A 23,379-nucleotide genomic window follows, 5' to 3' on the forward strand; every position below is an offset into this window, starting at 1 on the left:
ATTTAAGGATAGTATGTTTAAGCGAATTGGTTTAATTGTTGGCGTTTTATTGCTAAGTACCTTGCTGCTTAGTTATGTATTTCGCTTGCCGTTATTACAGTGGGCTATAGCGCCTGAGCTCGAAAAAGCGGGTGTCACATTAAACTGCCTTGATTTTTCAATCACGTCTGAACTAAATATTCATGCTGATAAAGTGTGTGTAAATTATCAAAATCAACAATTACAACTTACTGGTATTACTGCAAATACAAAGCGTGTAGATATTGAAAATGCAGTGCTAACAGTTAATCCACTCCCTAAAAGTGATAATGCTAATCAGCTTGCTAAAAATCTCGATTTAGCACTTCCCTTAAATCGCCCATTAATCAATATTAAACAGCTTGTAGTAAAAAGTGATGAGCTCAATAAGCCACTTAAAATAAGCATATTAGAACCCGAACTAAATAAATTTAATGTCTCAGGTGATATAAACGCAAGTGCAATTTTGACTGCTAATAAAGTAAGGGGTCAGTTTGAAATTAATGACACTTTTTTAAAGCACGTTATAAACACTAAAAATACATTAATAGCAGATTTTAACTTTAATACTCAGCAAGCATTTAGCTTTGATGGTATAGAACTTGAGTTAAATGGCGATATTAGCTCCCAGTTTGCTCACACGTATGAGCAGTGCAAAGTTAACGTATTAACCACTGGTAAATTGGCGACGCGTTTTAATTTAAATAGCCAAGCGTTAATGTTTAATACCGATTTGCTTAATAACAAAATTAATTTAACACCAAGCTGTACTGAGTTAATTTCACCAAGTGAATATGCAGGCTTTATTAGCAAACAAGTTCCTTTAAATTGGCAACTTAAACTCCCTCAATCAATTCGCTTAGAGGCTAGTGAGTTGAGGGTACCTGCAATTAATTTGGTAAGCGTGGGCGATAAGCAATTTGATATTTTAATAACAGATACAACACTAAATATTACATCTCCATTTAAAGACTTACAGTCAACTTTATCAGCTCAAATAAATACACCAAATATAAATAATATTAACGTTAATGCTCAGTTATCTGGCGCTGCGATTAAAGGCGATTACGCCGTTATGCTTGAAAATTTACCTGAGTTTGTACCCGCAACAGCGGATGGGCTTAGCCTTAGTGGTCACTTTAATATAAGTGAGTTTATAGACTCAAAACCAATTGGGCTTATAAATGCTAAATTAACGCTTAATAGTGTAGATGCGTTTAATATAAGTGCAGTGCAATACCAAGGTGATTTAATAGCAAAAATGGATAAACAGTTAAACGCAGAGGTAGCGTTAACTCAGCAATTAAAAAGCGCAGAATATAAAGAATTTAAAGTCACAGATATAAGTAACACATTAACAGCAAATGCTAATTTAGGCGTAGGTGAGTTATTTGCTGATCTAACAGCAAAAACGAATATAAAGGCTGTTAATAGCCCCGACATAAAACTTAATAATATAAAAGTAGAGTCTACGGGCTTGCAAAGCCGTGCACTAAAAGCCACGCATCACGCATTTATAAACGATGTTGAGTTAGTGATAAATCATCATATGTCGTCGCAAGCTCATCCATTTGAAGTGATTATTCCTGAGCAAAATGTACTGCCATTAAATACTGTTATTAGTCAATTTGAGCCACTTGCACAGTTAACAGAGGGCGAATTTAATGGCTATATTAGTGGCGATATAAACTTACAAAATGCACTGTTCAATATAGGGATTAGTCATGCAAGTGCACTGTATAACGATTACCTTGCGAGCGATTTAAACAGTACATTTAGCGGGGAATATAATTCAGGTAAGCTTAATGTAAAACCAACTACCTTTAATTTAAATGAGTTTAGGGCGGGTGCCGTAGTTAAAGCGATTGAAGGGCAATGGCAAGTTAATAGCAATACCGCGCTTATAAATGATGTAAAAGGAAGTGTGTTTGGTGGCGAGTTTTCATTAGATAGCTACACAGTAGGGAAGCCAAACCAAGTTGCTAATGTTAAGTTTGAAAATATTGATGCGAGTAAACTTGTTACACTCGACGATAAGTCGGGCATTGTATTAACGGGACGCTTGGCGGGGTCTTTACCGGTTCACTTTGATAGTGGAAAAATTGAAATAATTGACGGTAGCTTATTTAGCCAAGGAACAGGTAATTTAAAAATTACCAATAATGCCGCGTTTGATTCAGTAATGCAGCAACAGCAAGAGTTACAACCTGTGTTAGGGCTATTAACTAATTTAGATATTCAAAAACTTAATAGCAGTGTGGCACTAAAAAATGATGGTTGGTTAAAACTAGGGGTTAATTTGCAAGGCTATAATAAAGCAGAGCAGCAGCAGGTTAACTTTAATTATAACCACGAAGAAAACGTATTTACACTTTTACGCGCACTACGTTTAAGTGACGAAATTACACAAAAAGTTGAGCAACAATACTCACAAAAAGGAAACTAATAATGAGACAGTCGTTATTGATAAAAGTACTGCTCGCGCTGAGTGCTATTAGTGCACTCAGTGCCTGCACGCATCGTGTTGAGGTGTCTGCTAAAGAGCCCATTACTATTAATTTAAATGTGAAGGTCGATCACGAAATTCGCGTAAAAGTAGATAAAGAACTCGACAATTTATTTAGTGACGACAGTGAGTTATTTTAAGGAGCTAGAACATGAATACGAAGAAAAATTAAACATTATTACGTTAGTTAGTGCAGTATGTATGTCGTTCTCTGCGTGGGCTATTAGCCTTGATGACGCTAAAAACCAAGGTTTAGTAGGTGAAGATAGCTCTGGTTATTTAGGGCTTGTTGTACAAAACGCAGAAGCAAAAGCCGTTGTTGATGATATAAATGCAAAGCGTAAAGCGCAGTACTTAAAGTTGGCTAAAAAGAATAACTTGTCACTTTCACAAGTAGAAGCGCTTGCTGCCGCTAAAACAATTGAAAAAACCCAAAGTGGTCATTACGTTGAAGTAAATGGTAACTGGGTTAAAAAATAAGCGTTTGTTATTGCTTTATTTTGCACAAAGTTTTGTACAAACCAAAATAAAACCGAGCATTTAAGCGCTCGGTTTTTTACAGCCTTCAAGTAACTGCTGCCAAAAATCAATCCCCTTACGCCTTGCTAGATTTATATTATGCTCAGGAATAGATTCAGGCTCGTTATAACTATCAAGTGCTTCGCTCATACTTGCTTCGCGGATTAAATGCAATGTAGGAAAGGGCGCTCTATTTGTGTAGTTTGCGGCATCGGTTTCATCACTGTCAGCAAATACGTAATCAGGATGAAAACTAGCGATTTGATACTTACCTCCAAAGCCTTGCGCGACTAAAAGTGCATTAGCTAAATCGACCAAGTCTAAAAAGTCTTCAAAGTCACTAAAGCCGTTGTCAAACATGATAAGGGTTGTTTCGCGCTCTGGTTCACGGTCAAGCTCAACACATTGCTCAAGCATATCCATTACAGCATCATCCATACTCGTTGCTGGACTTACGATGTAATGAATACAGTTATTTTCTACTTCTTTTCGAGCAAACGGGCAAAAGTTATATTTAACAATAACAGATGATACCCATTCGCGGGTTTGGCTTATAGCTATGTTGGTCACGGTTTTGGCTCTAAATATTGATTAATAATGGTAAGTGTTTTTTGTATAGCACCTTGGTTTTTAGTTACGCATTGCGCAGCTTTAATACCTAAGGTTTGGCACGCTTTTGTGTTTTGGCTAAACGTTATAAGCTGCTTTGCGAGTTTGTCGTTACTATCAACCACTACAGCACCTTTGAGCTTTGTTAGCTCGGGATAAACATGGTCAAAATTGTATGTGTGTGGACCTGTTATTACACCTACCGAAAACGCTGCTGATTCCAGTGGGTTATGCCCACCTCTGCGAATTAAGCTGCCACCAATAAAGCTAACATTTGCAGCGCCATATAAACACTGTAATTCACCAAGCGTATCAGCAAGAAGTACTTGCTCATTATTATAGTTATTTTGGCTACGACGGCTAAAGCTAAGTGGGCTTTGCGTTAAAAGCTCTGCCACTTTGTCAAATTGCTCTGGATGGCGCGGGGCAATTATAAGTAATGCGTTCGGTTGTTTTTTTAGTAACTCTTGATGGGCTGAAAGTACCAGCTCATGCTCAACAGGATGTGTTGAGCCTGCCACCCACACAAAGCGTTCATTACTACTATAAAGCTGTTTAAGGTTGAGTACTTTAGCTAGTTGCTCTTCACTTGGTGTTATATCAAATTTTATTGAGCCTGTTACATGGCTTTTTGAAGCTTCAAGACCAAGTTCAATAAAGCGTTTAGCATCTGTTTTATTGTGACTCGCAAGTACCGTAATTGAGCGCATAATAATATGCGTTAATTTAGCGACCTTTTGATAGCCCTGCTGCGACTTTTCAGAGAGTCTTGCATTGATGACAAGTACTGGTATGTTTTTTTGTGGCTTATCGCCATTAAATTTGGCCATAGCTCGGTTTCTAAGATACATAATGCTTGTGGCTTTATACGCTTCAAAAATCGAGCCGTCGCAAACGGAAAATCGATTGGTAAATAGCTACACGCTACAGTATTTTTAAACTGGCTAAGTATTTGCTCTCTGCCTGTTGGAGTATTACAGGTTATAAGTATATTTAAGTTTGGATGCGCTTTTTGCAAAGCTTTAATAAGTGGCGTTGCGGCAAGTACCTCACCAACAGAAGCACAATGAAAAACTAAAGGTTTAGTTTTAACCGTAAATAAAGACTTACTGACAAACCCAAAGCGCTCTTTAAAGTGTGTACGATAGCCTTGGTTTTTTTACCTCGTAAAATATAGAGATAAAATACAATCAGTGGGCTAATAATAATTAATGCGAATGAGTAAAAAATGCGTGCCATACTGATCTTTCTTAAAGGGAAGTGGCGTTAGTTTACCGTGAAATAGCCGTTTTCTAAACATACTCGTTATAAAATATGGTCTGGGTTCAGTTATAACCCGATAAAATACACACAATTAAATAAAATTATGGAATAATGAATTTAATTTTTCCTGCCATTTCAGTTCCAAGAGGAATTTTTTCATGTCAATTATCGATTCAGTGGCAACTAGCTACGTTGAAACATTAAACCGTCATCAGGCATTATTTGAAACGATGGAAGCTTATCATCAAGAATCTATGCAATTGTTAGAGGCATGCCATAGTGCATTACAAGCTGGTGGCAAGATTGTTTGGTTTGGTAACGGTGGTAGTGCAGCCGATGCGCAGCATTTAGCAGCAGAATTTGTAGTGCGTTATAAATTGGAACGTGGTCCGCTTGCCTCTATGGCATTGACGACTGACACCTCTATTTTAACAGCGCACAGCAACGATTATCACTTTGATACGGTGTTTGAGCGCCAAGTTCAAGCGCTATGTAAGCCAGAAGATTTAGTTATTGGTTTAACCACATCAGGTACTAGTAATAATATTAATTTAGCATTAGAAGCTGCAAATAAACTAGGCGCTTTTACAGTGGCATTAACTGGGCGTGATGGCGGTAAAGTAAAAGATATTGCTAAGTTACCTATTATTATAAAAAATGACGAAACAGCACGTATCCAAGAAGCTCACATGTTTATAGGTCACTGGTTATGTGAAGCCATGGATATGGTTGTTGCGGAGCAGCAGTAATGGATTTATCGTTATTAAAAAACTTATCAGCGGCACGAATATTAGTTGTTGGCGATGTAATGCTAGACCGTTATTGGTATGGCGATACTGGTCGCATTTCGCCAGAAGCGCCAGTACCGGTTGTTAAAGTAAGTAAATTTGAAGACAAAGCGGGCGGCGCAGCTAACGTTGCAAAAAATATAGCGCGGTTAGATGCAAAAGTTGGTTTATTGGGTTTAATTGGTGAGGACGAAAGCGGGCAAATTTTAGAGACCATCCTAAAAGGTGAAAAAATAAGCTCACAATTAGTCAGTGTATGTGATTTACCAACTATTTCAAAAATGCGTGTTATTAGCCGCCATCAACAACTAGTCCGACTTGATTTAGAAGAAACGTTTACCGAGCAGCATAGCCAGCTTTTATTAAATCGCTTAGAGCTTGTACTTGATGAATACGACTTTATAGTGTTCTCTGATTACAGCAAAGGATCTTTAAGCTTAATTAAAGAGATGGTAAGCCTTGCTAAGGGCGCCGGAAAAACCGTTTTAATTGACCCTAAATCGCCAGATTTACATTTATATGAAGGTGCTGATTACATTACGCCTAATTTACATGAGTTTAAATTAGCGGGTGGTCAAACCGATTCAGAAGCAGCTTTAGCAGCAAGTGCGCGTGATTTAATAAGCAAAAATGGCATTAAAGCCATGTTACTTACGCGTTCTGAGCAAGGTATGTCGCTTATTAGTGCAGATGAAAAGTTTGATTTTGCAGCGCAAGAGCTTGAAGTAAGCGATGTAACCGGGGCTGGTGATACGGTTATAGCTACACTCGCGGTTATGCTTGGCGCGGGCATGGAACCTAAAGATGCTGTCGAAATTGCTAATTTAGCCGCAGGTATCGTTGTGAGTAAGTTTGGTGCAGCAACGGTCTCGCCAGAAGAGCTAAGCCGCAAGCTTGGTCAGTATTTACATACTACGGGTGAGCATTACCAAACACCATTTGATGATGTACTTCAGCATATTGAATTTGCAAAACAAAACGGCGAAACCATTGTATTCACTAATGGCTGTTTTGATATTTTACATGCCGGGCATGTACGTTATTTAGCGCAAGCTAAAGCACGAGGCGATAGACTCGTTGTTGGATTAAATAATGATGAATCTATTACGCGTTTAAAAGGGGCAGATCGTCCTATTAACCCATTAGGTGAACGTGCAATGGTACTTAGCGCACTTTCATCAGTTGATTGGGTTATTCCGTTTGGTAGCTTAGATGAAAACGATACTCCCGCTAAATTAATTGAGCAAATAAGCCCTGATATTTTAGTTAAAGGTGGCGACTACACCGTAGAGCAAATAGCAGGTGCTGAACATGTACTTCGCCATGGCGGAAAAGTTGAAGTGCTTGAATTTTTAGATGGGTGCTCAACATCAAGAGTAATTAGTAAAATTAAACAGTAATACCAATTTTATTAAAAACATGAGCATTCTAGCGTATTAAATAACTCACTAACTACGTTAAAAATTATTTATATAGAACAACTATGTATCATAATTTTAGCCTTGTTATTGAGCTGTTTTCTTATCGCTATAATAGAACAATAATTTAATGCAATTGGTATAATTACTGATTTAAGTTTGCTTAAAAAATACAAAAAAGGGATGAAAACAGTGTTTTCATCCCTTTTTTACATTTAATACGTTACTTTATTAATAGTAACGTATTAAAAGTTATATTCGTACTTGGCAAATGCAGAAGTATCGTTTTCAGCACCGTCGTTGTTAGATGCAAAAGCACCTAAAGTGACGCGGCCGCCCATAGAAAGCATTCTGTAACGCATTTCTAGCTGCTTAGAGTTAAACCCTATTTTAGTAATGGTGTTACCTAAGTCAGGATTATTTGGGTAACTATCTCGGTTATCGCTATTGTAATCAACACTGCGCAATTTTACCTGCCAATCGTCTCCATTAGATAACTGACCTAATAGGGTTAAAACAACTGACTGTGCATCGTTATCATAAGTAGAGCCAATAGTGCGACCGTGGTAACGGTAACCCGATTTGTAATCTGAATGCTCATAGTAGCAATTTTCAACTATTGATTCAGCTTGGCATGAAACACCTGTATCTATGTACTCTACATTTATTAATAAGTTTTGATCATATACACGCTGTGTTGTCTGTACACCAAATAAGTAGGCTCTATCAGCGGGTTTAAATTGTGAACTGGCATCTTCTCCAATCGTACTGGCATATACAGCATAAGGTTGGTTGAAAAGTGTATCTGACCAGCGAATATCTATGCCTGCTAATTGATTACCTATTTTTGACTCTAATTGGCTATCACAACTATCGCTTCCATCAATACAGCTTGTTTGTCCTGTAACTACATCAATAAAGTCACCAGCAGATCCTGGTTGTCCGTCTCCTGCCCATTGTGCAGACCAGCTAACGGCAATTTCTAATTGTTGTATTGGGCGTATATTTAATCTACTGCTCCAAAGTAAAGCATCAGGAATTACACGTGTAGACTCAAGTTTAGCCATTTGTGCGGTAAAGCCCCATTGACCAATCCAGCTTAGCCACGGTGTTTCAAAAGCAGTACTTTTTTCTCTGGTTACACTTAGTGCAGGTAAAGGTTTCGCATTACCAGATATAATTAAGCTGTTATCAACACCAGGTCCCCAAAATTGTTCAACAGCACCCGCTCTAAAAATCCAATTGCCTAAACGATAAGCTAAGTAACTATCGTCAAGTGAAGTGTCGTTACAATCGGTTAAAGCTTGCTGATCAGTAACTATATCGTCAGCCGTTTTTCCATCAGCTAAACATTTTTTACCGTCTTTTCTATAATTTACGGCTACTTTAGCTGCAAAGTTATCGCCTAAATAAGCGTAAGCTGCTGAAAGCTCTGTTTCTTGTGTATTTGTTGCACCAAAGCTTGTTGCTACAATTGGATCTGTGGCTGCAAAAGCTGATAATTGAAGACTATGCGAGCTACTATTTTCGGATTTATATCGATGTTTAACACGTAACAATGCATCTTGTAGGCTTGGTGTTAATTGCTCAAGCGGCATACTATCAACATCGCTTATAAAACTTTTCCACATAAGTGGGTAAGTGGTTACAGGAGCTAAAATAACGCCGGCATCGGCTAATTGTTGAATGTCAGCTCTTAATCCGTAGTCATCTGGTTTTACCCATGGTTCAGCGTTAATCGATACGCTCATTGCGCAAAAAAGAGAAGAAAGAAGAAAAATTCTGTTTCGCAAAGTTCAGATCCTTGTGATTTAGATTGCGGCTAAGTTTATCAACCTCAGGCGTCTATTGCAGCAAATAATAGACAAAATAGGGGGTATTTAATGTATAAAAATGTAACCTGTCTATCGTAATAACGATGTGGTTGATATACTGCGGGTTAAATAGGAAATTGAGAATGCAATGAGCAACAAACGACTTTTATTTATTCCAGTATCATCACCAGAAGGCATTGGTGAGTATATGCGCTCGTTGCTGTTAGCTCAAAGTTTACAGGATGAACTTCACGCTTCTATCGATATTCATTTTATATTAAATAAGCATGCTGCTTATGCAAAAAGCTGCCCATTCGAAACGACACTACTTGATCATTCAGCGACCAAAGAGCTGGATTATGTGTGCGATGTCATTGAAAAATTTAAGCCTAACGTTGTTATTTTTGATTGTGCCGGACGAGCAGGGCATATGAAAGCGGCTAAAAAGGTAGGCGCAAAAGTAGTCTTTATTTCTCAACATGCTAAAAAACGAGCAAAAGGCTTAAAGCTTAATAGAATCAATTTGATTGATGTACATTGGGTTGTCCAGCCAGACTATTGTATAGAGCCATTAACTTGGGCTGAAAATGCTAAGTTAGATATATTTCCTTTAGTGCGTCCACGTAATGTGGGCCCATTTGTTGCTTTTGCATCCAATGAGCAAAAGCAACAGATGTTGAGCCGATACAGTTTAGAACTAAAAAATTATTTTATAGTTAATGCAGGATCTGGCGGTCACACACTAAATGGTCAAAATTGCGCCGATATTTACTTTGAAGCTGCGCTTAAAATTGCTAAACAAACGGGTTTGAGGGGCGTTGTTGTATTTGGCCAAAATTATAGTAAAACGATCCCAAGTTCTGATAGCATTCTTTGTATCAAAAGTTTGCAAAATACTGAGTTTTTAGCATTAATGAGCCAAGCCAAAGTTGCATTGCTAAGTGGTGGTGACACCTTATTACAAGCAATTGCCGTGCACACACCTGCTGTTGCATGTGCAATATCTAAGGATCAAAATGCACGTTTAGACCACTGCATTAATACGGGGGTTGTATTAAAAGCAAATCTTAATATTGATGACATAGTGACCAAAGTAGAGAAAGTTATAGGGGTGGCTTTTTATAATGAGACAACTAGTAAATATGCTCAGCTTGAAAATATACACAGTTATGATGTTATTACTAATGGTGTGAAAAATATGCTTGATGGATCCTCTTTATGAATATCATTATTGTAATTGATTCACTAGTAGGTGGTGGTGCTGAAAAAGTAATGCTTACTTTGGCTGAAAAAATGGCGAAACTACAGCACAACGTCACTATATTATCTCTTGCGAGCAACGCTGAGTATGACATTCCTGATATAGTTAAAGTTGATAGCCTTTTTCCTGATAGAGCATCTAAAGTAGATAGATTCTGGCAGCGAAAAAATAGTATTTTGCAATTAGAAGCGTGGTTTGAAAAAAACAAAGCGAGATTGGCAATATTGATCTAGTGCTTTCTAACCTTGATAGAAGTAATAACTTGCTCGCGCTTAGTAATATCAAAAATGTTCACTTTGTTATTCATAACTCCGTCAATGCAGAACTTGCCCGTCAAAAAAAGTTAGGTCCATTTTCATATTTATACCTTAAAAAAAGTAAGCAAAACTTAAATGGTAAATCACTTATTTGCGTATCAAAGGGTGTTGAAAAAGAAATAACACAAGGGGATTTAATTAACCCAAGTGCAATCGCGACTATTTATAACCCGTTCGATTTTGAAAAAATAAGACAGCAAGCAAATGAGAAAAATAACGACATCCCAAATGAGCCTTACTTAATTCATGTAGGAAGGCTGGCCAAACAAAAACGCCACGATATATTATTTGCAGCATTTGCAAAGCTTGATAAAAAATACAAGTTAGTCCTTTTATGTAATAAACCTGCAAAAGCGTTAAAGCTTGCACAGCAATATGGCATAGATAAACAGTTAGTAGTGCCTGGATTTCAACAAAACCCGTACAACTGGATTCAGCATGCCAAAGCTTTGGTTTTGAGCTCTGATTTTGAAGGGCTGCCAACGGTATTAATTGAGGCTTTAGCAGTGGCTACTCCGGTAGTTAGTACTAATTGTACATTTGGACCAAGCGAGATATTAACAGGCGAGCTGAGTAAATATTTAGTACCCGTTCAACAAAGTGAGGCATTAGCCAATGCCGTTAAGCAGGTGCTAGCAGATAAGCCAAATGTAGAAAACGCAGATATTTTAAAACAAGTACAGGCAGAGCAGGTTGCTCTGCAGTATTTAGCATTGGCTAATTAACTTATATTAGGTTAACTGATATTGGCGAGCGCTTTGAGGTAGTTGCTGTGCAGAGTTTGCCAGTCACTCGCTTGCCAATTGAATGGCTTGTTTCGACCTTGTTCCTTTAAAAATGAGCGCTCAAGGCGTGCCATATTACTTTGTTGCCACTGTGGGTTAGGCGCTCTTATTTCACCTCTATCAAAGTCGATAATATACACATCACCAGTATCATTAAATAAAATGTTATTAATGTTTAAATCGGCGTGATAAACGCCTTTTGAATGAAATAGCGCGATTGTTTTAGCAATGCGCTCCAACTCATCTTCAGTCAATGGGCGTTCAATTAATATATCGAGTACACTTTTAGCGCCTTTAACAGCCTCGGTAATAATATCACCACGGTAAATTAATCCGCTGTGGGTTACTTTAGCTGCAACAGGGGTGGGTACGTTTAAACCAAGCTCTATAAGTTTACTCATTAAACTAAACTCTTTATACACACGGGTTTGTTCAAGCCCTGGGTATAAATATTGATCGCTTAGCAATTTACCCACTAAACCACCGCGCCAATAATGCCTAAGTACGGCTGTTAATTCGTCTTGTTTAAAAAACCATGCTGTTGCTCTGCCTTTTTTAGCGCCCACAATTTTATTTTGTTGTTGCCAATAATTTGCATCAAACCAATCGAGGGTAATTTGGCTTGTGTATTTAGGGTGGCTTAATACAGTGTGGTTGCCTTGCACGTGTTGTTTAAACATAGCTCTGTGTAATTGCTAAATAATGGGCCTATATTAGCGCGTTTTAAAGCGCAGGATAAGTGCTTGCAATAGCGTGATTATAATTTAAGATCGGCTTTTGTATTTAATACCTAAGGGAATGTGTGACTCAAGCTCCTAATTATTCATCTATTTGTATATTAAGACTCTCAGCCATTGGTGACGTATGTCATGGTGTGAGTGCTGTACAAGCTATTCAAAAAGCACACCCTAATGCAAAAATCACCTGGGTTATTGGCAAAGTAGAAGCCATGCTACTTGCCGACTTACCGGGTGTTGAGCTGGTGGTATTTGATAAAAAGCAAGGCAAAGCAGCGCTGAAAAGCTTAAAGCAACGCTTCAAAAACCAAAAATTTGATGTGTTACTTAACATGCAAGTTGCATTAAGGGCTGGGTTTGTAGCGCGCTGTATTCCTGCAAAAGTAAAAATAGGGTTCGATTGGGCACGTTCAAAAGAATTGCACAGCTTATTTATTAATAAACGAATAGACCCACAAGCCCAGGCGCATGTGCTTGAAGGCTTTAAAGGTTTTGCAAAAGCCATTGGTGTAGCTGATTATAAACCGAGTTGGGACATGCCATATACCGAGCAAGACCAAGCGGTTGCAGATGAGTTATTAACATCAGAATACCTAACTAATAAACTATTAGTAATATCGCCTGCAGCTAGTAAAGCGCAGCGTAATTGGCTCGCTGATCGTTATGCCACATTGGCTGATTATGCAAGCGAGCAAGGCTTTAAGGTGGTATTGACGGGTGGCCCAACAGAGCTTGAAATTAACCTAGCAAATAGCATTATTGAGCACAGTAACACGCCTATTTTAAATTTAGTCGGTAAAACAAAACTCAAAGAGTTGTTGTGCGTGTTAAAGCGTGGCAGCTTAGTGCTCGCGCCCGATACGGGTCCTGCGCATATGGCAGTAACTGTTGGTACGCCGGTTATTGGTTTATATGCACATTCAAATCCAGCACGCACAGGTCCTTATTTATATCAAGACTACGTGGTAGAGGTTTATCATCAGAACTTGTTTAAGCAAACAGGTAAAACGGCTGAGCAAGTACCGTGGGGTACACGCGTAAAAGGCGATGATTTAATGAGCCAAATTACAGTTGATGATGTAAAAGCGATGTTTGACCATGTTGTACAAAAAGAGTCTTTGTAATGAATGCACAACAAAAAAATAAAGCGCTTTTTTTAGACCGAGATGGCGTGGTAAATGTTGATCATGGTTATGTGTATCAAAGCGATAAATTTGAATTTATTGACGGTGTTTTTAGCACCTGTAAAACATTTTACGATGCAGGCTATAAAATCATAATCGTCACTAATCAATCTGGAATTGGTCGAGGTTATTACAGCGAAGCTGATTTTTTAGCACTGACCGAGTGGATGAAAGACCAATTTAGTGCCCACAGCATTGCAGTTACCGATGTGTATTTTTGCCCGCATCACCCTAAAAAAGCGCACTCTGAATATTTGAAAGAGTGCAGTTGCAGAAAGCCTGCGCCAGGTATGTTATTACAAGGCATACAAGAGCATAACATCGACCCTGCTTGCAGTATTATGGTGGGCGATAAACTCAGTGATATGCAGGCTGCGAAAAAAGCGGGCATCACTACACGCGTTTTAGTGCGTTCAGGGCAAAGCTTTGACGAAAGCGCTAAGCAAGAAGCTGATTTAATTATCGATTCTATAAGCAGTTTACCTGCACTTTTAAACACATAAATAAACTAAATAGACTTAGCTGTAAACTGGCAGGAATTCCTTCCAGTTTAGGGCGTTTGCGACGAACTGCAAACCGTGCATTTTACCCATTAAACTTTTACAATACCCCGCATAATAAACAGCCGCGAAAGTGCGGTTGTTTACCCGTTCAAATAGATGGAGAACCTAGATGAGAGCATCTGCTTTTTTTAGCCAGTTACAACAGCAAATTGAAGACGTAAAAACCGAAGGTTTGTATAAAAGCGAACGTATTATTAAGTCCCAGCAGCAAGCTCAAATTGAAGTTGCATCAGGTAAAGTAATCAACTTTTGTGCTAATAACTACTTAGGTTTAGCTAATAGCCCAGAGTTAATTGAAGCGGCGCAAAATGGTTTAAATAATCATGGTTTTGGTGTGGCTTCAGTACGTTTTATTTGTGGCACTCAAGATATCCATAAAACACTAGAGCAAAAAATCAGTGCGTTTTTAGAAACAGAGGATACTATTTTATATTCTTCATGTTTTGACGCAAATACAGGTTTGTTTGAAACTATTTTAGGCGCAGAAGACGCTATTATTTCTGATTCATTAAATCATGCATCAATTATCGACGGTGTACGTTTATGTAAAGCTAAGCGTTTTCGTTATGCAAATAACGACATGGCTGATCTTGAGAAACAACTTATTGCAGCAGATGAAGCAGGCGCTAAAACTAAACTAATTGCTACCGATGGCGTGTTTTCTATGGACGGCGTTATTTGTAATTTAGAAGCTGTGTGCGACTTAGCTGATAAATATGATGCGCTTGTGATGGTTGATGACTCTCACGCAGTTGGCTTTGTTGGCGAAAACGGTAAGGGTACACCTGAGTACTGTAATGTATTAGACCGTGTAGATATTATCACCGGTACATTAGGTAAAGCGCTGGGCGGTGCATCAGGTGGTTATACATCAGGTAAAAAAGAAATTGTTGAATGGTTACGTCAGCGTTCACGCCCATACTTGTTCTCAAACTCATTAGCGCCTTCAATTGTTACTGCATCAATTAAAGTACTTGAAATGCTTGAAAATGGCGGCGAGCTTCGCGCTAAACTTTGGTCAAATGCTAAATATTTCCGTGAGCAAATGGAAGCTGCTGGTTTTACGTGTGCAGGTAAAGATCATGCAATTATCCCTGTAATGCTAGGAGATGCCAAAGTAGCCTCGTTAATGGCTGATAAATTACTTGCTGAAGGCATTTACGTAACCGGTTTTTCATTCCCTGTAGTACCAAAAGGGCAAGCGCGTATTCGTACACAAATTTCAGCGGCACATAGTATTGAGCAACTCGATACAGCTATCGATGCATTTACCCGTATTGGTAAAGAAATGGGCGTTATTTAATTTTATTTTAAACCGAAGCCTCGCTTCGGTTTTATAGTTGAGTGTGGATTATGAAAGCATTATCTAAATTAAAAGCAGAACCGGGCATTTGGATGACAGATGCACCAAAGCCAGAAGTAGGTCATAACGACTTACTGATTAAAATTCGCAAAACAGCTATTTGTGGTACCGACGTACATATTTACAAGTGGGACGAATGGGCAAGTAAAACCATTCCAACGCCTATGGTTGTTGGCCATGAATATGTTGGTGAAGTTGTTGATATGGGTCAAGAAGTTCGTGGCTTTCAGGTTGGCGACCGCGTATCTGGCGAAGGGCATATTACGTGTGGTCACTGTCGAAATTGTCGTGCAGGGCGTGTACATTTATGCCGTAATACAACGGGTGTAGGTGTAAACCGTGAAGGTGCGTTTGCCGAATATTTAGTTATTCCTGCATTTAATGCATTTAAAATTCCAGATAATATTTCTGATGAGCTGGCTTCAATTTTTGACCCGTTTGGCAATGCCGTTCATACTGCATTATCGTTTGACTTAGTTGGCGAAGATGTACTTATTACTGGTGCCGGCCCAATTGGTATTATGGCTGCAGCTGTTGCAAAACATGTTGGTGCTCGCCACGTTGTAATTACCGACGTAAACGAATATCGTCTAGACTTAGCTCGCAAAATGGGTGCATCACGTGCTGTAAACGTGGCAAGCGAAAAGCTTGAAGATGTAATGAAAGAGCTAGGTATGACAGAGGGCTTTGATATTGGTCTTGAAATGTCAGGTGTGCCAAGCGCGTTTAATTCAATGCTTAATAACATGAACCACGGCGGTAAAATTGCCATGCTAGGTATTCCACCATCTGATATGGCAGTTGATTGGAACCAAGTTATTTTTAAAGGTTTAGTGATTAAAGGTATTTACGGTCGCGAAATGTTCGAAACGTGGTACAAAATGGCAAGCTTGATTCAATCTGGTCTTGATTTAAACCCAATCATTACACATCAGTATTCTGTGGATGACTTCCAAGCTGGCTTTGATATGATGATTTCAGGTCAGTCAGGTAAAGTGATTTTAAACTGGGACTAGTTTAAACTTATTTTACGAGAAGGGCGGCTCTAGGGCCTGTTGACCTTTCAGGATTAAAATTTGTTCAATCTAGGGGCTATTTAATCGCAGCGCGAGGTTTGTGACCTAGTGGGCTAAGTAAAAACCGAGCAACAAAGAGTAAATTGCCCCTAGGCAGAACCCTTCGGGCAGCGTATGTTTGGCATTTGTGCTACGTTATCGCCTATTTATGGGGAATAACCACACTACATAGGCTCTGCCTTGCCTAAATACCAAACATACTGCTGCAAATTCAACCTCGAAAGATAAACAGGCCCTAGCCGCCTTTTTTATACTATTAATTAAAGAGATTTCAATGGCATTTAAACATATTTCTATAGCGCAAACGTTAGATCTTTTAGATAAAGAAGACGTGGTAATTGCAGATATTCGCGATCCTAATTCGTATCAAGCCGGTCGCATTCCAGGCTCAGAAGCACTTTCTAACGGTAATATCGCACAATTTATGATGGAAAAAGAATTCGATCAGCCAATTATTATTGTCTGCTACCACGGTATGAGCTCTCAAGGCGCAGCTAGCTATTTAGTTGAGCAAGGTTTTGAAGACGTTTACAGTATGGATGGCGGCTTTACAGCTTGGGAAGCTGCTTACAGCGAGAAAGTAGAGCGATGATAGAGCTTGGCAGTTTAAATAACCCGCGCGCCGCACAGGGCTTTATAGATTATTTAAAAAGCCAAGGTTTACAAGGGCAATTAAGCTCCTCAGATGGTAGCAATGTCATTATTAGTGTTGCGCCTGAGCATTTTCATCAAATACAACCTTTATGGGCTGAATTTACACAAAACCCTAATCATGAACGCTATCAACAAGCGTCTTGGGATGTAGGTAGCACTCAATCGCCGCTTAAATATCAAGGGCAATCACTTAATTTAATGGCGCGATTTAAAGCGCTAAGCTGGCTTAATCAAACGGTTAGCATATTGAGTATTGTTATTTATGTTGCTTTTTTATTAGGTGGATTTAATGAAATTTATACCGCTCTGCAATTTAACCCATCACAACCACTTAGTTGGCTAACCCCCGCGCTCGTTCACTTTAGCGCGATGCATATAGTGTTTAATTTAATTTGGTGGATGTCGCTTGGTGATAATATCGAAAAGCAATGCGGAAAACTAAGCTTAATAGGTTTGTTTTTAGTGACTGCACTGATTAGTAATTGGGCACAATATTTAATGGTTGGTCCTAATTTTGGTGGGCTAAGCGGCGTGGTGTATGGATTGCTCGGTTTTTGTTGGATACACAGCTTTTTAAACCCTAACAAGCCAGCGCTAGTCAGTACGGCAATTGTTGGTTTTATGTTGATTTGGTTAGTACTTGGCTTTGCAGATGTTTTGTTTGTAGGTATGGCTAATTGGGCGCATTTAGGTGGGTTAGTTAGCGGTATGGCTTTTGCCTACACCGCCAAAATATTTAACGCAAAACGTTAAACACTAATGATATAAATATTTAGTGAACAAGACTTCACGGATGATCTCTTGTCCTGTTTCTTCTTTTAACAGGCTCTTAAGTTTTTCTACACACTTTGCGCGTATTTCTTCACGACCAGTGAGGGATTTTACTTTTTCTTCTGGCTCTTTAGATAAAATCTCTACTAAAGCGTCACGCAGTAATGGTGTGTGATGTTCGACTACAGCAATATCTGAAGTATCATTAAGCATTAAATCGACAGTGACACGCACATAGCCCATTTTTTTACTTGATGCACCTATATAATTAGTGATTATATCTGGCTCAAAGCCAAAATAACCGACGGTTGATTCCGCACGTGCCGTAAAGCTTATTACGCTTACCAAGAATGTAAAAAGACCTGCGTATACTATTTTTTTCATATTTTAAGCGTTTCCTAAAACCTGTTGTAAATAGTTTATACTTAATAATAGGTAATAAACAGCGCCAAACAATTATTTATATTAGGGTATGTTGATTTTTGCGGTATGAAAAATAAATAGCATGAAGGAAAGGCATAATTGAACTCGCTAAAAAACGATACACCGAATCCTCATACCAAGATTAATGTTTATAGGCGTCATGGAATATCTTATCAAAAGTAATGTGCTTAAGCGGTCGAATTTATAATCAGCTTGATCATAGAAAAACGCTTGAAAGCAAATTATATAATATGTGCACAGGTATTCAATGGCGAGATCTGACTTCTTATTTTAGTGCATGGAGTGCCATATGGAGTCGGTTTAGCTTATGGTCTAAAAAAGATATTTTGAACGAATTGTTTCGCATGTTATCTCGCGATACTGGTATGGATTAGGTCTTTATTTATGGCAGTATTGTTATGGCTCAGCAGTATAATTGCGGTGTAAGAATCGCAGAGAATGAATCAATCGGAAAAGTCGAGGTGGAAAGTCTACAAAAATTCACCTTGCAGTAGATAGCAGAGAGTTACCTGTTTACTATGAATTATCCTGTGTAAATACGCAGATACCTTCCATGCAGAGTCACTCGAAGCTAACTTCCCAGTAAACAGTGCAATACCAATCTGCTTATATATGGGGTCTATTTAACGTTAAGAAAATTACGCTAGAACTAGGCAAAAATTTTTGTATCTAGTTGTTCTAAATAAAAAATTTTTAACGACGTTATAGTGCAATTTAATTCGTTAAATTGATCAAAGATTTATGCAGGTTGGTATAAAGGCTACGATAGTGAAAAACTGAGAGCGTTCGTTTGTAATAACAGCGCTACACCTTTTATTCCACGTAAGTGTAACAGCTTGGTCGGTAATGAAAAGATTGACTGGTGTACGTAAAAATATAGGCACTTGGTTGGCAATGCATTTGATCGAATTAAGCAATATAGAGAAATAGCTACGAAGGTATGCCTTTGCTGTGCTTACTTATATGGGTTGTTATGTATTACAAAGATAACCCGTATGTTGGTTTTTAGGTAAAGCTGCATGTGGTTATTCCCCATAAATAGGCGATAAAATAGTATAAATGCCAAATATATGCCGCCTGAAGGGTTTCGTCTGGGTTAAGTAAACCTTAATCCTGAAAGATTAAATGGCTCTAGTCTTTTTACCAGAGTAATTATTTTACAATCATCCAATCTAGAACGACGTTTATTACTCATTTTACTTCCTCAATATTGCGTCAATGATCCCAATACAAAAATGGCTAGCTAACGCTTCCGTTTTCAAATTCACTGTAAATTACAAAATGATGACAGTGCTTCGCATCGTACAGACCTTTTCACATCTTTATTAGTTCTCAAAAAATTTAGATTTATTCAACAATAATAATAGGTTAAATAAACAGAACAAAAAAAATGAAATTAATCTCTAATTTTATTTGTGAACTTTACGTTAAGTTTTTATTTATTTTATGTTATTTACTTGTTTTAAATTAGTTACTGGGCTAGGGTTTTATTCTTAACAGCACTTATTCGCTCGACTGTTTTAATTATTGAGTCATTGCGTTCAAGTGGAAAGGTATCTTCAAATACTTATGGAGTTAATATGAAAGGATTAAAGTCTCTTTGCGTTTTAGCATTAGCGATAAGTACGCATTGCCATGCAACAGAACGTGTATCTTTATTCAACGACACGCAAAAAATTGCGCCTTCTTTACAAAAAAACAATCCATATTTAGTAATGCTTCAGATCAAAACTATCTACTCGCGCTAAAAGTATTTGCAGCGCAATACTCAGGTCACACGCTTACATTTCACCAAAGCCAAATTAGTCAAACCAAGCAAAGCCATACAATTACCCAAAAGTACCAAAATATTCCTATTTGGAATCAAGACCTTGTTGTACTGACTGACGAGAGTGGTGTAGTTGAACAAGTTTATGGCGATCTCATTGTTAATGTTGCTAAAGATATATCAACTCTAACTCCCGCGTCAGAAGAACAGCTAAGCGTAGCTCTAGATTCAATAATTTCTCAGTTTAATAATGAACGCCCCAGAGTGTATAGACGTAAATCAGCAGAGGAAGTCATTTATATAGATACTCAAGGAAAAGCACGGCACGCTGCTAAAATTGCCTTTTTCACCGATTTCGAGTCAGGGCCCTTTAAACCACAGAGAATTATCTCTTTTATAGACTTAACGACAAACGAACTCATCAGCCAATCCGATGTATTACAGCGGATCGTTTATGAGGGAGGAAGCGGCCCATCAGGCAATGACAAGGTTTCACGTCCAGATTATAAGCAAGTAGATTATGTTTCTTATCCACCAAAGACTTTTGTTGTTGCAATGGAAACTGACAATCAGCAAACCACCTGTTTATTCGATGCAAAAAACGTTGAGACTAGAAATTATAATCACGGCACAGCGCAAGTTAATAATCCTTATAGCTACAACTGCTCAGATTCAACTCGTAACAATTATAAAGAATATCACGGTGCCCGCTCTGCCTTGAATGATGCCCATCATCATGGACAAACAGCGAATTTAATGTTTGAAGCTTACCTTGGGCATAAGCCTTACTTTAATAAAAAGATAACTCAAAATGTCCATTATGGTCTTAACATGGATCAGGCATTTTACGAAAACGGCGAGGTATATTTTGGTGATGGTGACTACCTCTTCTATCCTATGGTTTCCTTAGATGTAGTTGCGCATGAAATCGCTCATGGTTTTACTGAGGAATTTGGCTCAAATACGCCAAAGTCAATGCTGACAGGACAGGCTCGTGCTATTAATGAAGCTTTTTCTGATATGGCGGGTGAAGCAGCTAAATACTTTTACTTGGGAACCAATGATTGGAAAAGCAATCACGAAACATTTCGCCTCGATGATGCACTGCGTTATTTCAAAACACCTACACTCGATGGAAATTCAATTGATCATGTTGATGACTATGATGACTCAGTAACTTCTCATCATGGCGCAGGGGTATTTAACAAAGCTTTTTACTACCTCACTACAACTGATTTAGATAATGAATACTCACCTTGGAATACAAAATATTCCTTTATCCTGTTTGCTAACGCAAATAAAAACTGCTGGACCAGCAATAGTAATTATCTTACTGGCGCAGATTGTGTAATGCGACAAACCCACACGGTACGTGATCAGTTGACTCAAGATGGGATTAAAAAGCAAGATGGTAGCCAATGGCTAATCATTGAATTACAAAACCATGTACGTAAGGCGTTTGCGCAAGTAGGTATTGGCCTGAAAGTTGACCATGGGCTCGAAAGCGAACTTGGTTATGACCGCCAATTTTTGGCCTTTGATTTTAAAAATTTGACCCGTAAAGATGGTCAGCAAGTTACGGCTGCCAACAGCGAGGGCTGGCAATGGCAGTGGAATTTTGGTGATGGCAGTTTGCAAAGTAGCGTCTTTGAGCCTAAACATAACTTTGCTATTGCAGGCGAATACAACATTGAACTTACGGCTATCGACCCTTCTGGTCAATCAGATACTTTCATGTTGCCTATTGACGTTTTTGACGACTATTGTCTAGCGCAAGGCATTAATCATAGTAAGTATTACTTATCGTCAGTTTCGTTAAATAACTACAAAAATGACTCTACTTCAAGCAATTACAGTGACTACTCATATAATATCGTCGACGTGGAGGACGGTAAAGCACTCAATGTAACGCTAACCGCAGCACCACATCCAGATACTCAAGACAAAACAAAGAACTTTTATGTCTGGTTAGACAAAGACAATGATGGTTTATTCCACAAGACTGAAGAGCTCGTGCTCTATGGAAGCACTAAGACGCAATTGACTGGCGAGATATCATTGAGTGGCGAGTTAAACCAAACTTACCGCATTCGTACTATGGTGTCATTTGGTTTAGTAAAATCAGCGTGTGGGGATATGTCTTGGGGTGAAGTTGAAGATTACACCGTTAAACTAATCGAAAACAATGACCCTGCTGATTTGAGAGTTACCGCTAATCAAGGCGTTAATCAAATGAGTTTTGATAACAGCACGGTAGATGCGCGTGTTAAGCGTTGGCAGTGGAAATTTGGCGACGGCACCACTAGTAGCGAAAAATCTCCTGTTTATAGATATGCGCAGTCTGGAAACTATGAGGTAGAACTAAAAGCGTATGATAGATTCAGCAAAGAGATAGGAAGTTGGAACAAACAAGTTCAGTTTGATACGACAATCACAGCAAAATTTACACCACAAAGATCTGGTAACACTATTTCTGTAAATACAGATCAAAGTCTTATGCCCCAAAACAGTACGATACAGTGGCAATTTGGTGATGGCGATAACTCTTCGGTTAGAGATACTCAGCACACCTACCAAGCCGATGGTGAGTACACTATTACACTCACAATTGAACATGTCGATGGTACGCAATCGGCCAGTGAAACGGTAAAAATTGGCGAGAGCAATTTTACTCCTGAAGTGAGCTATACGGTAAACGAACAAGCAGATGGTACGTTTAAGGTAAGCTTTAATAACACTACCAAAAAACCTGAAAATGCAGCTTGGGATCCCGATGTTACTCTCGTTTGGGATTTTGGAGACGGCACAACACTTACACAAAACAGTAATTTTGGCCAAGACACAGAGCATACATATCAAGTCGCTGGAACCTATACCGCTAGCTTAACTATTAGTTACGACAAACCTTTGTGGGATGATTGGGGAAGCCGAGCTACTGGCACCAAAAATATGCTGCTAGAGCTTAAATCAGCACAATCTGTTGAATATTGCACGGCGGTGGATCTCACAGACTATGAACACATTAGTAAAGTGACTTTCAATCAAGATGGTCCGTTTAGCAATGCGCAGCAATCTGGCGTCGTTAACCCGAATAATCCAATCAAACTATATGCCACACAGAGTAATACCTATCGTATTGAAGCCGGTTATGCAGGCAGTGAAACATTCGCTGAGAATTACCATGTCTGGATTGATTTAAATAGTGATGGCCAATTTGGTAATGGTGACTGGAGAAACGACAAATCAGAGCTTTTAATAATGGACTTCGACCAGACTAACCAAGACTACGGTAAAGGTTATGTTGAAGGGGAATTTAGCATTTTAAGCAATAAGTTGTCACAGCCTATCACGACGACTCGTATGAGAATTTTGCAGTATTACGGATTTAGCAGAGTAAATAGTATTAATCCTTGCTCTGACTATAGCAGTGCCGCAACCTCGGGGAGCGGAGAAATTGAAGACTACCTTGTCGAAATCTATAAAAATTAAGGAAAATAACATGAAAAAACTAAATAAAAAGG

Annotated in this window: 18 protein-coding genes and 2 pseudogenes; 15 read left to right on the forward strand and 5 right to left on the reverse strand. The window is 38.6% G+C overall.

Translation table 11 applies throughout. The annotated features are described in order from the left end of the window. Nucleotides 1–13 precede the first annotated feature (13 nt). The 3 genes from P4S65_RS08065 (at nucleotide 14) to P4S65_RS08075 (ending at nucleotide 3,004) form a co-directional block, all read left to right on the forward strand. Complete coding sequence (locus P4S65_RS08065; protein ID WP_337119919.1) at nucleotides 14–2,464, forward strand: YdbH domain-containing protein; 2,451 nt, start codon at nucleotides 14–16, stop codon at nucleotides 2,462–2,464. Between the two features lie 2 nt (nucleotides 2,465–2,466). After that, nucleotides 2,467–2,664, forward strand: coding sequence for a YnbE family lipoprotein (locus P4S65_RS08070; protein WP_007378800.1), 198 nt, complete (start codon nucleotides 2,467–2,469; stop codon nucleotides 2,662–2,664). Between the two features lie 61 nt (nucleotides 2,665–2,725). Further along, nucleotides 2,726–3,004, forward strand: a complete 279-nt coding sequence (locus tag P4S65_RS08075; protein WP_337120746.1) for a YdbL family protein — start codon at nucleotides 2,726–2,728, stop codon at nucleotides 3,002–3,004. A 60-nt stretch (nucleotides 3,005–3,064) separates the two neighbouring features. On the opposite strand, the gene P4S65_RS08080 is transcribed toward P4S65_RS08075, so the two are convergent. Continuing rightward, on the reverse strand, nucleotides 3,065–3,613 hold the full coding sequence (locus P4S65_RS08080; RefSeq protein WP_337119920.1) for a DUF1415 domain-containing protein: 549 nt from the start codon (nucleotides 3,611–3,613) through the stop codon (nucleotides 3,065–3,067). Continuing rightward, nucleotides 3,610–4,891 (reverse strand): annotated as a pseudogene (waaA, locus tag P4S65_RS08085) (lipid IV(A) 3-deoxy-D-manno-octulosonic acid transferase). Before waaA ends, P4S65_RS08080 begins: the two are co-directional and overlap by 4 nt. Nucleotides 4,892–5,073: 182 nt before the next feature. On the opposite strand from waaA, the gene P4S65_RS08090 reads away from it, so the two are divergent. Continuing rightward, nucleotides 5,074–5,664 carry an SIS domain-containing protein gene (locus P4S65_RS08090; RefSeq protein WP_002961065.1) on the forward strand — a complete coding sequence of 197 codons (591 nt, stop codon included), beginning with the start codon at nucleotides 5,074–5,076 and terminating at the stop codon, nucleotides 5,662–5,664. Continuing rightward, the gene (gene hldE / locus P4S65_RS08095) at nucleotides 5,664–7,103 is read left to right on the forward strand and encodes a bifunctional D-glycero-beta-D-manno-heptose-7-phosphate kinase/D-glycero-beta-D-manno-heptose 1-phosphate adenylyltransferase HldE (RefSeq protein ID WP_337119921.1); all 1,440 of its coding nucleotides are present in this window, start codon (nucleotides 5,664–5,666) and stop codon (nucleotides 7,101–7,103) included. Before P4S65_RS08090 ends, hldE begins: the two co-directional genes overlap by 1 nt. Nucleotides 7,104–7,366: 263 nt before the next feature. Here the strand turns inward: hldE and P4S65_RS08100 are convergent, their stop codons facing one another. Continuing rightward, on the reverse strand, nucleotides 7,367–8,872 hold the full coding sequence (locus P4S65_RS08100; protein ID WP_337120747.1) for a capsule assembly Wzi family protein: 1,506 nt from the start codon (nucleotides 8,870–8,872) through the stop codon (nucleotides 7,367–7,369). A gap of 211 nt (nucleotides 8,873–9,083) precedes the next feature. Here P4S65_RS08100 and P4S65_RS08105 point away from each other — a divergent pair, with 211 nt between their 5' ends. Both P4S65_RS08105 and P4S65_RS08110 read left to right on the forward strand, forming a co-directional pair. Next, the gene (locus P4S65_RS08105) at nucleotides 9,084–10,157 is read left to right on the forward strand and encodes a glycosyltransferase family 1 protein (protein ID WP_337119922.1); all 1,074 of its coding nucleotides are present in this window, start codon (nucleotides 9,084–9,086) and stop codon (nucleotides 10,155–10,157) included. Then, nucleotides 10,154–11,238 (forward strand): annotated as a pseudogene (locus P4S65_RS08110) (glycosyltransferase). The gene P4S65_RS08105 and the pseudogene P4S65_RS08110 overlap by 4 nt, the downstream one beginning before the upstream one ends. 11 nt (nucleotides 11,239–11,249) lie before the next feature. Here P4S65_RS08110 and P4S65_RS08115 read toward each other — a convergent pair. Continuing rightward, on the reverse strand, nucleotides 11,250–11,978 hold the full coding sequence (locus tag P4S65_RS08115) for a 3-deoxy-D-manno-octulosonic acid kinase (protein ID WP_149613459.1): 729 nt from the start codon (nucleotides 11,976–11,978) through the stop codon (nucleotides 11,250–11,252). 122 nt (nucleotides 11,979–12,100) lie between these two features. On the opposite strand from P4S65_RS08115, the gene P4S65_RS08120 reads away from it, so the two are divergent. The 6 genes from P4S65_RS08120 to glpG all read left to right on the forward strand — a co-directional run bounded on the left by P4S65_RS08120 (nucleotide 12,101) and on the right by glpG (nucleotide 17,628). Continuing rightward, nucleotides 12,101–13,159 carry a glycosyltransferase family 9 protein gene (locus P4S65_RS08120; RefSeq protein ID WP_096792579.1) on the forward strand — a complete coding sequence of 353 codons (1,059 nt, stop codon included), beginning with the start codon at nucleotides 12,101–12,103 and terminating at the stop codon, nucleotides 13,157–13,159. Then, a complete protein-coding gene (gene gmhB, locus P4S65_RS08125; protein ID WP_337119923.1) occupies nucleotides 13,159–13,722 on the forward strand; it encodes a D-glycero-beta-D-manno-heptose 1,7-bisphosphate 7-phosphatase in 564 nt (187 codons plus the stop codon). The genes P4S65_RS08120 and gmhB overlap by 1 nt, the downstream gene beginning before the upstream one ends. 169 nt (nucleotides 13,723–13,891) lie before the next feature. Next, nucleotides 13,892–15,085 (forward strand): glycine C-acetyltransferase, encoded by a 1,194-nt coding sequence (locus P4S65_RS08130; protein ID WP_337119924.1) that lies wholly within the window; start codon nucleotides 13,892–13,894, stop codon nucleotides 15,083–15,085. Between the two features lie 50 nt (nucleotides 15,086–15,135). After that, nucleotides 15,136–16,161, forward strand: coding sequence for an L-threonine 3-dehydrogenase (tdh, locus tag P4S65_RS08135; protein ID WP_149594112.1), 1,026 nt, complete (start codon nucleotides 15,136–15,138; stop codon nucleotides 16,159–16,161). Nucleotides 16,162–16,495: 334 nt separating this feature from the next. Continuing rightward, nucleotides 16,496–16,813 (forward strand): thiosulfate sulfurtransferase GlpE, encoded by a 318-nt coding sequence (gene glpE / locus P4S65_RS08140; protein WP_002961051.1) that lies wholly within the window; start codon nucleotides 16,496–16,498, stop codon nucleotides 16,811–16,813. After that, a complete protein-coding gene (glpG, locus tag P4S65_RS08145) occupies nucleotides 16,810–17,628 on the forward strand; it encodes a rhomboid family intramembrane serine protease GlpG (protein ID WP_096792582.1) in 819 nt (272 codons plus the stop codon). Before glpE ends, glpG begins: the two co-directional genes overlap by 4 nt. A gap of 3 nt (nucleotides 17,629–17,631) precedes the next feature. Here the strand turns inward: glpG and P4S65_RS08150 are convergent, their stop codons facing one another. After that, nucleotides 17,632–18,030, reverse strand: a complete 399-nt coding sequence (locus P4S65_RS08150) for a flagellar basal body-associated protein FliL (protein ID WP_007378947.1) — start codon at nucleotides 18,028–18,030, stop codon at nucleotides 17,632–17,634. 206 nt (nucleotides 18,031–18,236) lie between these two features. Between P4S65_RS08150 and P4S65_RS21885 the strand changes: the two genes are divergently transcribed. After that, nucleotides 18,237–18,464 carry a transposase gene (locus tag P4S65_RS21885; protein WP_420892175.1) on the forward strand — a complete coding sequence of 76 codons (228 nt, stop codon included), beginning with the start codon at nucleotides 18,237–18,239 and terminating at the stop codon, nucleotides 18,462–18,464. Nucleotides 18,465–19,690: 1,226 nt separating this feature from the next. After that, entirely contained in the window at nucleotides 19,691–23,347 is a 3,657-nt protein-coding gene (locus tag P4S65_RS08155) for a PKD domain-containing protein (RefSeq protein ID WP_337119926.1), read from the forward strand. Nucleotides 23,348–23,379: the final 32 nt, after the last annotated feature.

It is taken from the genome of Pseudoalteromonas sp. B131b (assembly GCF_037162545.1).
GTDB classification, from domain to species: Bacteria; Pseudomonadota; Gammaproteobacteria; order Enterobacterales; family Alteromonadaceae; genus Pseudoalteromonas; species Pseudoalteromonas fuliginea.